The following is a 12,219-nucleotide window of genomic DNA, read 5'->3' as shown; positions in this document are numbered from 1 at the left end:
ACGGCCGGTCGCTGAACCGCGATGGCGCCAGATGTGATGCCTGATGCATTTGCCGGTCAGGAAGGCTACGATAGGGACCATGACCGACGACAAGGTGAAACGACGCCTGACCACCGTGCTGTGCGCTGATGTGTACGGCTATTCCCGCCTCATGGAGGCGGACGAGACGAGGACGCTGGAAACGCTTCGCCGTTACCGCGCTGCCATTGCGGGATTGGTGGAGCGTCATGACGGTCGCATCGTGAATACCTGGGGCGATGCTGTGATCGCCGAGTTCGCCAGCGTGGTCGAGGCGGTGCAATGCGCGGTCGAGATTCAGCAGGAAATTTCCAATCAGGATTCGGACCCGCCTGACGCGAACCCGATGCGGTTTCGCATCGGCATCAACCTCGGCGATGTGATGGTTGATGGTTCCGACATCTATGGTGACGGGGTCAATATCGCGTCGCGGCTGCAAGAACTCGCCGATCCCGGCGGCGTCGTGATCTCAAGCTCCGTCTACGATCAGGTGCACAACAAACTATCCGTTGGCTTCGACTGTCTCGGCCAGCGCCCCATGAAGAACATTGCTCCCCTGACCAGCTATCGGGTGACCATGAGCGGCCGACCTGCCCCGCAAAAGAGCTTCGCGGTCAACGAAAGCCCAACTCGCCGGGAGGAAGCAGGTCACCTGCAGATGGGCGACAGGCACGTGCCATCCTCGTGGATGGGTGTCGTCTCGGGTTGGCTGGCAAAGCTGCCCCGACCGGTTGCAGTGGCCCTCACAGTTTCGGGCTTTCTGATTCTGATCAATCTTTTCACGAACGCGCACAAGATCTGGTTCCATTGGCCAGTCGCAGCAATACTCTTCGGTGTCCTCATGCGGACAGCTCTCGGACATCGACCTGAGTCGGACAGCAAGGGGGAGCGCTGAACGAGACGGTACGACCGCGTCTTCGCGCTGGCCGCTGCTCGCCTTGCGCTAACGCGGCCCTTCGGGTCCGGAGCATGCCCTAGGTAGCACTAATCGTCGTCATCGTCATAAGGCCGCGGCTGCGCCTGCGGAGGCGGCGGTGGCACATTGTTGTAGCGAGGCTGCGGTGCAGCCCGATTGCGCGGGACCGCCTGCGGCTGCTGCGGCATCTGATTGTTGGACTGGAACACCGCACGGCAGCCGCTGGAGAGCTGCGGGGTGTTTTGCCGCAGGCAAGCGGTGATGCGGCTCACGTCCGGAATCTGATCGCTGCACAGGCGCCAGACATCCGGTGTGCAGGCCATCTGCTGCTCCATGGTTCCGCGATATTCTTCGGCGGACGCAACGCTCTGCGCGACGATGCCGCCAATCGCAAGCGCCACACCCAGCGCAATCCGCTCTGTTCGCATGATCCCAATTCCTTCTCGAATCTCTCGATTTGTCTTCAATCAATGAGACGCAGTCAGGTTCTGGCCCAACAAAAAAATGTGAAAACTCCCCCGGAACTTACTCGACCCGGCCGATCTTCTGGACCGCTGCGATCAGCCGCGCGCTGTCGGTCGCCACGAAATCGGAGAACGCCGGCGCATCCTGATAGGCAACCAGGCTGCCCGAGGCCTCGAAGGTCTTGAGCACGTCAGGGCTCGACATCACCTGCGCCATCGCCTCGCGCAGGCGGCTCGCGATCGGCGCAGGAAGGGAGCTCTGCGCAAACAACCCGGCCCAGATGTACATCTCGACATCCTTGTAGCCGAGCTCCTGGAAGGTCGGCACGTCAGGAAAGCTCGAGACCCGCTGCGCGCCGCAATTGCCGAGCACGCGCAGCTTGCCGTCATCGACCTGCGGCTTCAGCGTGCCGGGCGCTGCCGCGATGGCCTGCACGGTGCCGCTGAGCAGCGCCGTCAAGGCCGGGCCTGCGCCGCGGAACGGCACATGCAGCAATTTGATGCCGGCGCTGTTGGCGAACATCTCCATGGCCACATGCAGCGTGCCGTAAGGCCCGGATGAACCATAGGTGATCTGGCCCGGGCGCTTCTTCGCATCCTCGACAAAATCCTGCGCGGTCTTCCATGGTGCCGAGGCCGGCACCGCGAGCAGCGTGGGATCGGCGAGCACGCGCGCGATCGGCATGAACTGCGACACCTCATAGGCGACGGGACGGTCGAACAGCCGGTCCGCTTCGGGCAGCACCGCGAGCGAGGACAATGTCATCAGCAGCGTGTAGCCGTCGGGCTCGGCGCGTGCCGCCGCGGCATTGCCGACCGATCCGCCGGCCCCGCCGGCGCGGTTGTCGACGATGACGGACTTGCCGAGAATCCGCTCCAGCGCCTGCGCGACGGGACGTGCCGCAAGATCGGCCTGGCCGCCGGCCGGGAACGGCACGATCATGGTGATGTTGCGGACGGGATAGGCTTGCGCGTAGGCCTGCTCTGGTAACGCGGCCCGCAACAACGGCAATGCGGCAACGGCGCGCAAGACGTCACGTCGGTCCATGGCAGCCCCCTCCCCCTTATTTTCTTGTTTCAGCTCCAGCCTAGCGCGGCGACCGGCAAGAACAAGCTGTTTACGAACTATTGACCATGTTCGGCCCGCACCGGAACGCATCCCTGCACCCGCTGTTGCCCTCCCAGGGAGTGAGCGATGCGGAATCTTGCGACCATCGACGTCGCCCTGGACGAGATGCTGGTGAACCTCGCAGCGATCGTCCTGCGGCTCTCAAAGCCTGAAGTGACGCGAACGCCCGAAGCGCGGCGTGCCCTGGCCCAATCGGTTCATCAATACGCAGTGTGCGCCGCGCGCTCGAACGACCCGCGCGTGCATGAATTGAAGACGCAGCTGGATGAGACGGTGAAGCCGAGCCTGCGCATTGTCGCGATCGACGGCGTGAAGGTGTCCTAGCGAGAGGTGGTGGGCACGGCGCAAGAGCGCCTTTGCCCACCCTACGAGAGTCGTTCAGGACCATCGACCAGCGAGGTTTCGTAGGGTGGGCAAAGCGAAGCGTGCCCACGATCACTCGCCGAACTGCCCCGGAACGTCCCGCATATCCCCTCCCCAATCTACGGGAAGCGTCCCTTGCTCCACATAGCGATGGAAGCTGCTGAGCGACCAATCGCGCACCCGGGTGACGAGGCCGTGCTTCACTGGATTGAAATGAATGTAATCAACGTGCCGCTCCAAATCCGCGTCATCGCGAATTGCGTGCTCCCAATAGCGGCGCTGCCAGATGCCTTTTTCTCGCTTCTTCAATTTGCTCATTGAAGGCGGCTCAGCCTCCAGGCCTCGCGAAAAGCCGGCTTTGATGAGATTCCAACGTGATGAAAAGTCGACGTCGTGGTCCGGAAGCGACCAAATCGCGTGGAGGTGGTCGGGCAGGATGCAAATAGCGACTGTCTCAAATGGCTGGCGTTGAAAGACTGTTCGGTAGATTCGCCTCAGGCGATCAGCTTGATCGACGAGCAGCGTGCTCGACCGATCTGCGAGCACAACGGTGAAGAAGAACAGCCTGCCCTGTGCGCGCCGATATCGAGACACCTGTGATCCTCTCAGGCAAAGGCGTGGGCACGCTTCGCTTTGCCCACCCTACGATAGCTTGCTCGGACGATAGACTAGCGAGGTCTCGTAGGGTGGGCAAAGGCGCGCAGCGCCGTGCCCACCAAACTATCTACGACCCCGTCTTCCCACCCTTCTTCGGCCGCGGCTTGCACGTGCCCGGCAGCTTCGCGGCGAGAAAATCGCCAAGCACTTCGACGCGGGCGGGGCGCGGGCCACCGGGCGGGGTCACCAAGTGCACGGCGCCTTCGGCCTGTTTCCAGTCCTTCAGGATCACTTCGACGGCGCCGGAGGAGATGGCATCGCCGACGATGAATTCAGGCAGCTCGGCAATGCCGAGGCCGGCAATCAGCGACGGCATTATGGCTTCGCCATTGTTGACGCGAAGCAGGCCGCCGGGGCGGACGTTCGCCTGCTCGCCGGCGGAATTGGTGTAGTGCCAGACGTTCGGCGTCGAGAGATAGGCGTAGCTGAAGCATTTGTGCTCGGCGAGGTGCATCGGATGCGTCGGCCGGCCGTTCTTCTTGAGGTAGGACGGCGCCGCCACCGTGAAGCGCGGCATGGTGAAGAGCCGGCGCGCGATCAGTGAGGAATCCGGCAGCCGCGCGATCCGCACCGCCATGTCAAAGCCTTCGCCGATCAGATCGATGGTCGCGTCGCTCAAGTGAAGATCGACCGAGACCTCCGGATAGGTTTCGAAAAACTCCGGCAGCAGCGGCGCCACCGCCTTGATGCCGAACGTCATGGGCACGGCGAGCCGCACCAGGCCGCGCGGCGCCACCGATTGCGCCAGCGCCTCGTTCTCGGCCGCCTCGCCGTCGGCGAGCAGGCGCGTCGCGCGGTCGGCGAGCTTGTGGCCGGCATCGGTCAGCGCCAGCCGGCGCGAGGTGCGGTTGAACAGGCGGGCGCCGAGCCGCTCTTCCAGGCGGGTCACGGCCTTCGACACCGTCGCCTTGGACATCGTGAGCTCGCCTGCTGCCCCCGCAAACGACCGTAACTCCACGACTTTTGCGAAAATCGCGAGCGCCTCGAAATCGGGGAGTTTGGCCATGGGGTCAATCCGTCAGGTCCATTTCAGGAAACAATGTGTTTCGACAGTTTCTATTTCTATACCACAGGCAGAGGCTTATCCAAGGGTCATCAGGCATTCAGGAATGGGGAACCACTTCCATGATCGAACTCAGACCTTACGCAAAACTCGCCGGCGCCGATCACGGCTGGCTCAAGGCCAAGCATCATTTCTCGTTCGCAAGCCATTATGACCCGAGCAACATGGGCCACGGCGCCTTGCGGGTGTGGAACGACGACGAGATCGCGCCGAACACCGGCTTTCCCGCCCATCCCCACGCCAACATGGAAATCATCACCTATGTGCGCGAAGGCGCGATCACCCATCAGGATAGCCTCGGCAACGAGGGCCGCACTGAAGCGGGCGACGTGCAGGTGATGAGCGCCGGCAGCGGCATCCGCCACTCCGAGTACAATCTCGAACCGACCAAGACGCGGATCTTCCAGATCTGGATCGAGCCGACCTCTCGCGGCGGTCAGCCGACCTGGGGCTCAAAACCGTTTCCGAAGTCGGATCGCTCCGGCAAGCTCGTCACCATTGCGAGCGGCATCGAAGGCGACACCGACGCGCTGCCGATCCGCGCCGATGCGCGGGTGCTCGCCACCACGCTGAAGGCCGGCGAGAGCGCGGAGTACGAACCCGAGAGGTCACGGAACCTCTATCTGGTGCCGGCAGCCGGTGCAGTCGAGATCAACGGCGTGCGCGTCAACGCCCGCGACGGCGCCGCGATCCGCGACGAGGCCAGGCTGAAGATCACGGCGCTCGAAGACTCCGAGCTCGTGCTCGTCGACGCCGCGTAACAATCCAAGCAACCCATCATCCCACTCGATCCCAACGGAGACCACCATGACCAAAGTTCTCGTTCTCTATTATTCCGCCTATGGCCATATCGAAGCGATGGCCAATGCCGTCGCCGAAGGCGCACGCGAGGCCGGCGCGACCGTCGACATCAAGCGCGTGCCCGAGCTGGTGCCGGCCGAGGTCGCAAAGGCCTCGTATTACAAGGTCGACCAGGCCGCCCCTGTTGCCAAGATCGAAGACCTCGCCAATTACGACGCGATCATCGTCGGTACCGGCACCCGCTTCGGCCGCATGTCCTCGCAGATGGCCAACTTCCTCGACCAGGCCGGCGGCCTCTGGATGAAGGGCGCACTGCACGGCAAGGTCGGCGGCGCCTTCACGGCAACCGCGACCCAGCATGGCGGCCAGGAGACGACGCTGTTCTCGATCATCACCAACCTCCTGCATTTCGGCATGACGGTGGTCGGCCTGAACTACGGCTTCGCCGGCCAGATGAAGCTCGATGAAGTCACCGGCGGTTCGCCGTACGGCGCCACCACGATCACCGGCGGCGACGGCAGCCGCCAGCCCAGCGCCAACGAGCTCGCCGGCGCGCGTTATCAGGGGCGCCAGATCGCCGAGACCGCCAAGAAGCTGCACGGTTAAGCTTAAGCTCTAAAACCAGCTGCATGGCTGATGCGACGCGGGCGGCATTCTCTGACGGGAATGCCGCCCCATCTATGTCTGCAGGAATGACAGGGCTTACGACACGCAGGACTTACGACACGAATGGCTTTCGAACTTCTCTTGATCGCGCAGATGATCCGCAGGCCGGTCCAGGCGCTTGCGCGCCGCTGGTACTGCCGCAGCCTGTTCCGCGCCTCGCGCGGCCGGTTTCACTGCGCCGAATGCACGGGATCCTGACCGTCACGCCTGCGTGATGTCGCCGTGCGCCGGGATGCTGACCGCCGGAGTAGATGCAGGCGCAGTTGAAAGCCACCAGCCGTCGCCGGCAAACCAGCAGGTCTCGTCGGGCACATCCGCTCGCCGCAACGACTGCACGCTCTCCCATCCCTTCGCGAACGCCTCGGCCAATCGCTTGCCGGCATCCGCATCCTGAAGTCCCGCGCAGCCGATGAACTGGGCCCGGCTCAGGAATTTGGCGGGCCACGCGGCCCCCTGCTCCGGGCGCGTGATCATCAACATGCCGCCGAGCATGCCCTCCGGCGCCAGCGGAAACACCAGCCGGCCTCCGGGGCGCAACGCCGCGAGCCATTCTGTCGCCGGCTGCGCCGCGCCGGCGCAGACATAAATCACGTCGACATCGGGCAGATCGGACGCGATGCCCGAGCGTTCGCGCAGCTCGACCGTGGCAATGCCTTTCAGATTATCGCGCGCAAGCGCCGCCAGGCGTTCGTCGATCTCGTAGGCATAGACGCGACCGTTGGGCCCGACGAGTTCGGCGAGGATGGCGGTGTAATAGCCGGTGCCCGCGCCGATCTGCAGCACGGTCTCGCCTTCCCTGACGCCGGTGCCACTGAGCCAGTAAGCGTGTGCACCCGGCATGCCGATGTTGACGCCGCGCGCGGGATCGAGTGCCAGCAGCGCGTTTTGATAGAGGAAGGCTGGATCGTCGTCGGGCGTCACGACGTAAGCGTGGCCGCCGAACGAAATTGACCACGGGCCGGGGCCGGCGAAAGGTTCGCGCCTCACGGTACGAAAAGCCTGCTCGAGACGAGGGTCTGTTGCCTTGGCCGCAGCGCAGATCAGTTGCGCATAGAATGCGCGAAATTTGGCCGAACGATCGTCCATGTCGCCTCCGGGTTGCGGAGATGACGATAGCACAACGATTGCGATATTCGAGTGACCCTGCAAGGCGCGAGCGTCGACCGCTCTAGCGCGTGCCCTTGCCCATCGCCCGCGCCGCGAAGGCGGCGAGCCTCGGATGGCGGCGCAAGCCCTGGGCGGTGTGGTCGCGCAGCATATAAGGCAGCCCGCGCCAGGACAGCGCGACACTGACATCGGTCAGCGGCACCGGCTCGGCGCCGAAGCGGCGCTTGTAATCGTGATTGCCGATGCTGAGATCGAAGCGCCGCACGCCCTGCGCATGCAGCGCCGCCATGGTGCGCTCGGTCACGAGCAGCCCCGGCGAGCAATTCGCCCATTGCTTGCCGGCATGGCCGATCCGCAGCAGATAATAGGTCGCGCCGTATCTGACGCCGAGCGTGGTCGCGACGATGCCCTCGTCGCAGACCAGCGCCGAGATCACCGCATAACCTTCCGCAACGCCCTGCCGGGCCACATCACGATAGAAGCGGGCATGGGCCTCGTCGTTGAGGACGAAGCGCGAGCCGAGCTGCTGCATGCGCTCCTGCTGCTGGATGTCCATGACGTCGAGGAGCTCGTACGCGCGGGCAATTTCGGTGGCGATCTCGAACCGCGCACTGGCATGGCGGCTGAACACGCGCCAGCAGCGCGGCATCTGCATGCGCTTGATCGAGGCCTGATAGTCCGCATAGTCGTCGCCGGTCAGCACGAGGTTGCCGTTGAGCGAGCAGGAGCCGAGCCGGCCGAGCGACACCAGCGGGTTCGGCTTGGCGCCGACATAGGCCGGCAACTTCTTCAGGCGCAGCAGGTCGAATCCATCGGGCAAGGCGCGCAAGGCATCCACCAGCGCCGTGCCGATCGCCTGCGCGCCGGTAGCATCGAAGGTCGCATCGCAGGCCAGGATCGGGGCGTTGTAGTCGGAGACACCGAGATCGGCAAACTCGACGACGCGGATGCCGCGCCTGACATGGCTGAACATCGGCACCATCGCGATGTCCTTGCTGGTCGCCGTATCGGTGATGATCGCGATCAGCGGCGCGACGACATGAAAGGCGTCGTACCAGGCACCTAGCCAGTAACCATGCTGGAATGCAGTGCGATGGCCCGCACCCAGGCGCAACGCGGCCTGTCGCCAGTCACGCAGGAAATCGACTGAGATTCCCGACGTGCTGGACACCCGACCTTCTAGTTGTTCGACGCTGAGAAACGCCATTGCGGGGCATATAGTTACAATACGTGTCCAGATAGATTATGTTTTGTCGCAGACCACAAGTTACGTCGCTGCTTATCGTTAAGCCAATACCGGCAGCTCGCGTACGCGTTGTGTCTCATGTGCCGATATGAAACGCACGGCTGCGACAAGCTGTCAGCGATCGGGTTCCATTTGCGCGACGCATTGGAACCTGGCGAGGAAATGCAACCCGGCGACCGCGAGCGCGAACATGAACCAGACTGGGTTCTGCCGCTCGAGCAGGAAGGTCTCGGTCGTCCCGAAATACAGGCCGAACAGCCAGATGGTCAGGAACAGCTTGCCCAGCGCGTTGCTACGGCTGTGGGTCTGGACCTGCTGGAAATTGCGCAGCGGCGCAACCACGAAGATGAGGACGACGAGCAGCAGGCCCGGCAGGCCGATGGTGACGGCGAGATCGAGATAGCTGTTGTGGCTGTGCGCCGCGCTCACCGCCCATTCCGATCCCTGGATGGTCTTCCCCTCCGCCGCGCCGTCCCAGAACGCCGCATAACCATGACCGGTGATAGGCTTTTCAGCGACGGCCGAGAGCGCGAACTCCCAGACCTCGGCACGGCCGGTGAAGCTGGGATCGATTGGAAGCGCCCGCGTGATGCTGCCGAGCACCGGGCTCATGACGCTGCCGACCGTCAGCAGATTCATCACGATCAGCGGCGCGAAGCAGAGGATCCGCTTCAGCCACAGGCTCCGCGTCACGTAGACCAGCGATGCCAGAGCATAGATCGCAAGGCACAGCACCGACGACGTCTTGCCGCCGGTGAAGATCAGGAAGATGCCGGCCAGCAGCGCGATAGCAGGCCCCATCACGAAGGAGCCCACGGCCGACAGGTAAATGCCGACATAGACCAGGATGGTCATGACCGGCGAGGCGATGTTCTTGTGGCCAAAACTGCCGCGCCAGTCGCCGGCAAGCTGCGGCTCGGTGATGTCGAGCGCGCTGTGGATCGAATATGCCGGAGCGAACAAGACGCCGAGAAAGCACACCGCCAGCAGCACCAGCGCGGCGCCGCCAAGGCACCGATTGAAGCTCCGCGGTGTCGGCGGCAGCAGCGGCAGCAGGACGGCAAGCGTGGTTGCGCTGGCGGCGAGCACCAAGCGCTGGATCGAGATCTCGCGGCTCTCGGAAAATGCGAGATCGATCAGCATCCATCCGATCAGGCAGAGATGCAGCGGCGTGACCAGGCTTCTGAGCGAGGGCGCGTCGGTGGTGAGGGTGAACAGCACCGCGACCACGGCCAGCAATCCGAACGAGATGTAGGTCGTCGCCAATCGTCCGCTGACGACGGTGGCGACGTCGGGGTTGCGCAGGTCTGGAAACGGATCGAGCGTTATCAGGACCAGAAGCAGGGCGGCGACGGCAACAAGACAGCGCGCCGCGTTCACGACGTCGAGCCTTGCCAGCACGGCGCGCAGCGCATGGTCGAGCGAGCGGGCCTCGACGTCAGTCATGTCTGCGGCGCTGCGATCCATGCCTCAAGGCCTGACGGGACGATGGGGGGTCGTCCGAGGTCTAGCCCATCCCCGTTAACCATCCGTCAACCAGCACGTCGGAAGCGGCAGGAACCCGACTCTGCCGTGCGACGCTGCGCGCGATCTCGTAATATTGCAGCGCGCGCTGCTCCAGCGTCAGGTTGTCCAGAATGTAGCCGCGAGGATCGAATTTGCCCGCGGTGCAGCCGGCCCAGAAATCGGTCCAGCGGTCCTCGAAGCCGGCGCGGTCCGTGAATTTGAGCCCGCAGCGATCGTCCCAATAGGGCACCGACGACACCGGCTCGAACCGCACCCGGTGCGGATAATAGTCGGGATCGGGCCACGGACCGCCGGGATCCCAGGCCAATACCGGCACGCCGCTGGACAGCGCCTGCTGATAGGCAATTCCCTGGCTCTCGTTCCGGCACAGGAAGATCATCGCGCGCGATTGCGCCAGCGCGGACTGGTAGTCTTCCTCCTTGTAGCTGCCGTAACGCAGCTCGGTGAACGAGCGGCCTTCCCTGATCAGCCGCGCGCGAACCGGCTCGACCAGCTCCGGCATGTAACGGTCGCGGTCCAGGCTGATCTTGTCGTAGAGCAGGACATCGACGGTCTTGTCGCGCGGGCGCGACGGCGCCCACAAATCAGTGTCGATGCCGACGGGCCAGGCTTCCGTCTCAGGCCAATGGGCCCGGTACATCTCCGCATACCACGGACCGGGCACCAGGAATTTCCGGACTGGAAGCCGCCTGAACAGGTCAGGATCGTCCAACGGATGATTATAGGCACAAACGCCAAGCAGGATCGGGTTCTTCCATGCAAACTTGTCGAGCAGGAAGGCGCGGCCGATGATGCAGGCGACTTCCTCGGGATGCTGCGCGATGTAGCCGTAGTCGTTGACGCGATAGCGGATGCCGAGCCGGTCGAGCCCTGCACAGAGATTGAGGAACACGCGCAGCTGCCCGCTCATCCGCGGCTCACCGAACAACATCCTGCGCGCCATGCGCCGCAGATGCCGGTCGCCGGGAAACCAGCGATCGTCCTTGTCCTCGTAGAACAGGTTGAGGATCATGTCGTCGGGATCGTAGTCGAATGTCTTTGCGGGCACTGGATCCATCCGCGGCAATCAGGTCTGCATTCTCGCACGAGACCGGCTGCCGCACCTCTCGAAAGCAGTGACAGACTTAACGCCACAGGGTTTAACGCTAATCTACGAAACCGGCGACGCGACGGCCTTCGCAACAACAATTTGATCGTTATATGGGTATCATCCGCGACGACCAGAGCTGTTGCCGCCTTCGCCTGGTTAACAGATCCTTAAACACGACGAGCCTTCGCTTGACCCTTGGCTTGACCCTCACCGACGCCACGCTCGATGCACCGGTCGCCGCGCCCGCGGCGACGGATGCGCGTGCGATGTCGCCTGTGGTTTCTGTCGTCATTCCTGCGAAGAATGCCGCGGCCTATATCGGCGAAACCATCGCAAGCGCGCTGGCGCAAGCCGACGTCTCCGAGGTGATCGTCGTCGATGACGGCTCGACCGATGACACTGTGGCGATCGTCCGGGCCATCTGCGATCCACGGCTGTGCCTGATCATGAACGACGCCAGCGGCGTGTCGGCTGCACGAAATCTCGGCGCACGAGGCGCGCGCGGGGACTGGCTGATGTTCCTTGATGCCGATGATCGCCTGCGCGCCGATGCTGTGACGACACTACTGACGGCGGCGAAGGCCGCGCCGCGCGCGGTGCTGGTCTATGGCGACTACAACACGATCGACAGCGTGGGACAGGCGATCGGCCGCCGCGGCCTCCTGAAGGGACGTCTCAAGCCGTCCGGTAACGTGCTGGAGCGGCTCGCCGGCGGCAATTTCATCGTCAACGGCGGCATCATGCTGATCCGCAGTGAGGCCTTCCGCACCGCCGGCGGCTTCGACGTCTCGCTCCGCTATTGCGAGGACTGGCATTGCTGGTGCCGCCTCGCTGCAACAGGCGAGTTCGCCTATGTGCCGAAACTCCTGCTCGACTACCGCCTGCACACGGCCAATACCATGAACGCCGCGGTGCGGACGCCGCAGGATTTCTTCCCGGCGGTCGCGCGGGTGTTCGACGATGAATTGATCCTCGGCAAGCTGCCGCCTAGCGCAGCGCCCCGTTTGCGGCAGGCCGCCGAAATCCATCTGGTGACCTATGCGGCGACCCAGGCCGTCCGGTTCGAGAGATATCGCGCGGCGCTTGCCTATCTCGGCATGGTGGGACGACGCTCGCTCAAGGCGATGCCGCGGTCCGCGGTCAAGATCGCCCTGTCTTATTTCGGCATCTAG

General features: G+C 63.8%; 14 protein-coding genes. 6 read left to right on the top strand and 8 right to left on the bottom strand.

Annotated features, from left to right (window positions below):
- Positions 1-79: 79 nt before the first annotated feature.
- Positions 80-913, top strand: coding sequence for an adenylate/guanylate cyclase domain-containing protein (locus V1280_RS35005; protein WP_334535171.1), 834 nt, complete (start codon positions 80-82; stop codon positions 911-913).
- Between the two features lie 89 nt (positions 914-1,002).
- Here the strand turns inward: V1280_RS35005 and V1280_RS35000 are convergent, their stop codons facing one another.
- Positions 1,003-1,362, bottom strand: a complete 360-nt coding sequence (locus tag V1280_RS35000) for a hypothetical protein (protein ID WP_334535169.1) — start codon at positions 1,360-1,362, stop codon at positions 1,003-1,005.
- A 97-nt stretch (positions 1,363-1,459) separates the two neighbouring features.
- Entirely contained in the window at positions 1,460-2,446 is a 987-nt protein-coding gene (locus V1280_RS34995; RefSeq protein ID WP_334535167.1) for a tripartite tricarboxylate transporter substrate binding protein, read from the bottom strand.
- A 147-nt stretch (positions 2,447-2,593) separates the two neighbouring features.
- On the opposite strand from V1280_RS34995, the gene V1280_RS34990 reads away from it, so the two are divergent.
- Positions 2,594-2,851, top strand: a complete 258-nt coding sequence (locus V1280_RS34990) for a hypothetical protein (RefSeq protein WP_334535165.1) — start codon at positions 2,594-2,596, stop codon at positions 2,849-2,851.
- 111 nt (positions 2,852-2,962) lie between these two features.
- Here the strand turns inward: V1280_RS34990 and V1280_RS34985 are convergent, their stop codons facing one another.
- Positions 2,963-3,484, bottom strand: coding sequence for an REP-associated tyrosine transposase (locus tag V1280_RS34985; protein ID WP_334535162.1), 522 nt, complete (start codon positions 3,482-3,484; stop codon positions 2,963-2,965).
- Between the two features lie 130 nt (positions 3,485-3,614).
- Positions 3,615-4,553 carry a LysR family transcriptional regulator gene (locus V1280_RS34980; RefSeq protein WP_334535160.1) on the bottom strand — a complete coding sequence of 313 codons (939 nt, stop codon included), beginning with the start codon at positions 4,551-4,553 and terminating at the stop codon, positions 3,615-3,617.
- Between the two features lie 119 nt (positions 4,554-4,672).
- Here V1280_RS34980 and V1280_RS34975 point away from each other — a divergent pair, with 119 nt between their 5' ends.
- The 3 genes from V1280_RS34975 (at position 4,673) to V1280_RS34965 (ending at position 6,275) form a co-directional block, all read left to right on the top strand.
- Positions 4,673-5,371, top strand: coding sequence for a pirin family protein (locus V1280_RS34975; RefSeq protein WP_334535158.1), 699 nt, complete (start codon positions 4,673-4,675; stop codon positions 5,369-5,371).
- Positions 5,372-5,417: 46 nt separating this feature from the next.
- Entirely contained in the window at positions 5,418-6,017 is a 600-nt protein-coding gene (gene wrbA / locus V1280_RS34970; protein WP_334535156.1) for an NAD(P)H:quinone oxidoreductase, read from the top strand.
- A 123-nt stretch (positions 6,018-6,140) separates the two neighbouring features.
- Positions 6,141-6,275: a hypothetical protein gene (locus V1280_RS34965; RefSeq protein ID WP_334535155.1), complete on the top strand. Its 135-nt coding sequence runs from the start codon at positions 6,141-6,143 to the stop codon at positions 6,273-6,275.
- A gap of 3 nt (positions 6,276-6,278) precedes the next feature.
- On the opposite strand, the gene V1280_RS34960 is transcribed toward V1280_RS34965, so the two are convergent.
- From V1280_RS34960 to V1280_RS34945, 4 genes are all read right to left on the bottom strand, one after another.
- A complete protein-coding gene (locus tag V1280_RS34960) occupies positions 6,279-7,163 on the bottom strand; it encodes a protein-L-isoaspartate O-methyltransferase family protein (RefSeq protein ID WP_334535153.1) in 885 nt (294 codons plus the stop codon).
- Between the two features lie 82 nt (positions 7,164-7,245).
- The gene (locus tag V1280_RS34955; protein WP_334535151.1) at positions 7,246-8,391 is read right to left on the bottom strand and encodes a GNAT family N-acetyltransferase; all 1,146 of its coding nucleotides are present in this window, start codon (positions 8,389-8,391) and stop codon (positions 7,246-7,248) included.
- Between the two features lie 153 nt (positions 8,392-8,544).
- Entirely contained in the window at positions 8,545-9,897 is a 1,353-nt protein-coding gene (locus tag V1280_RS34950; protein ID WP_334535149.1) for an O-antigen ligase family protein, read from the bottom strand.
- A 40-nt stretch (positions 9,898-9,937) separates the two neighbouring features.
- Complete coding sequence (locus tag V1280_RS34945; protein WP_334535147.1) at positions 9,938-11,005, bottom strand: glycosyltransferase family 1 protein; 1,068 nt, start codon at positions 11,003-11,005, stop codon at positions 9,938-9,940.
- A 308-nt stretch (positions 11,006-11,313) separates the two neighbouring features.
- Between V1280_RS34945 and V1280_RS34940 the strand changes: the two genes are divergently transcribed.
- Positions 11,314-12,219 carry a glycosyltransferase gene (locus tag V1280_RS34940; RefSeq protein ID WP_334538485.1) on the top strand — a complete coding sequence of 302 codons (906 nt, stop codon included), beginning with the start codon at positions 11,314-11,316 and terminating at the stop codon, positions 12,217-12,219.

The organism is Bradyrhizobium sp. AZCC 2230, from assembly GCF_036924495.1.
Lineage (GTDB): Bacteria > Pseudomonadota > Alphaproteobacteria > Rhizobiales > Xanthobacteraceae > Bradyrhizobium > Bradyrhizobium rifense.
This window is presented reverse-complemented; position numbering and strand designations above follow the sequence as displayed.

Coding starts and splice junctions, on each gene's coding strand:
- V1280_RS34960 (WP_334535153.1), bottom strand. CDS start 7,163: ATGGACGATCGTTCGGCCAAATTTCGCGCATTCTATGCGCAACTGATC.
- V1280_RS34955 (WP_334535151.1), bottom strand. CDS start 8,391: ATGGCGTTTCTCAGCGTCGAACAACTAGAAGGTCGGGTGTCCAGCACG.
- V1280_RS34995 (WP_334535167.1), bottom strand. CDS start 2,446: ATGGACCGACGTGACGTCTTGCGCGCCGTTGCCGCATTGCCGTTGTTG.
- V1280_RS34990 (WP_334535165.1), top strand. CDS start 2,594: ATGCGGAATCTTGCGACCATCGACGTCGCCCTGGACGAGATGCTGGTG.
- wrbA (WP_334535156.1), top strand. CDS start 5,418: ATGACCAAAGTTCTCGTTCTCTATTATTCCGCCTATGGCCATATCGAA.
- V1280_RS34975 (WP_334535158.1), top strand. CDS start 4,673: ATGATCGAACTCAGACCTTACGCAAAACTCGCCGGCGCCGATCACGGC.
- V1280_RS34940 (WP_334538485.1), top strand. CDS start 11,314: ATGTCGCCTGTGGTTTCTGTCGTCATTCCTGCGAAGAATGCCGCGGCC.
- V1280_RS34965 (WP_334535155.1), top strand. CDS start 6,141: ATGGCTTTCGAACTTCTCTTGATCGCGCAGATGATCCGCAGGCCGGTC.
- V1280_RS34950 (WP_334535149.1), bottom strand. CDS start 9,897: ATGGATCGCAGCGCCGCAGACATGACTGACGTCGAGGCCCGCTCGCTC.
- V1280_RS35000 (WP_334535169.1), bottom strand. CDS start 1,362: ATGCGAACAGAGCGGATTGCGCTGGGTGTGGCGCTTGCGATTGGCGGC.
- V1280_RS34980 (WP_334535160.1), bottom strand. CDS start 4,553: ATGGCCAAACTCCCCGATTTCGAGGCGCTCGCGATTTTCGCAAAAGTC.
- V1280_RS35005 (WP_334535171.1), top strand. CDS start 80: ATGACCGACGACAAGGTGAAACGACGCCTGACCACCGTGCTGTGCGCT.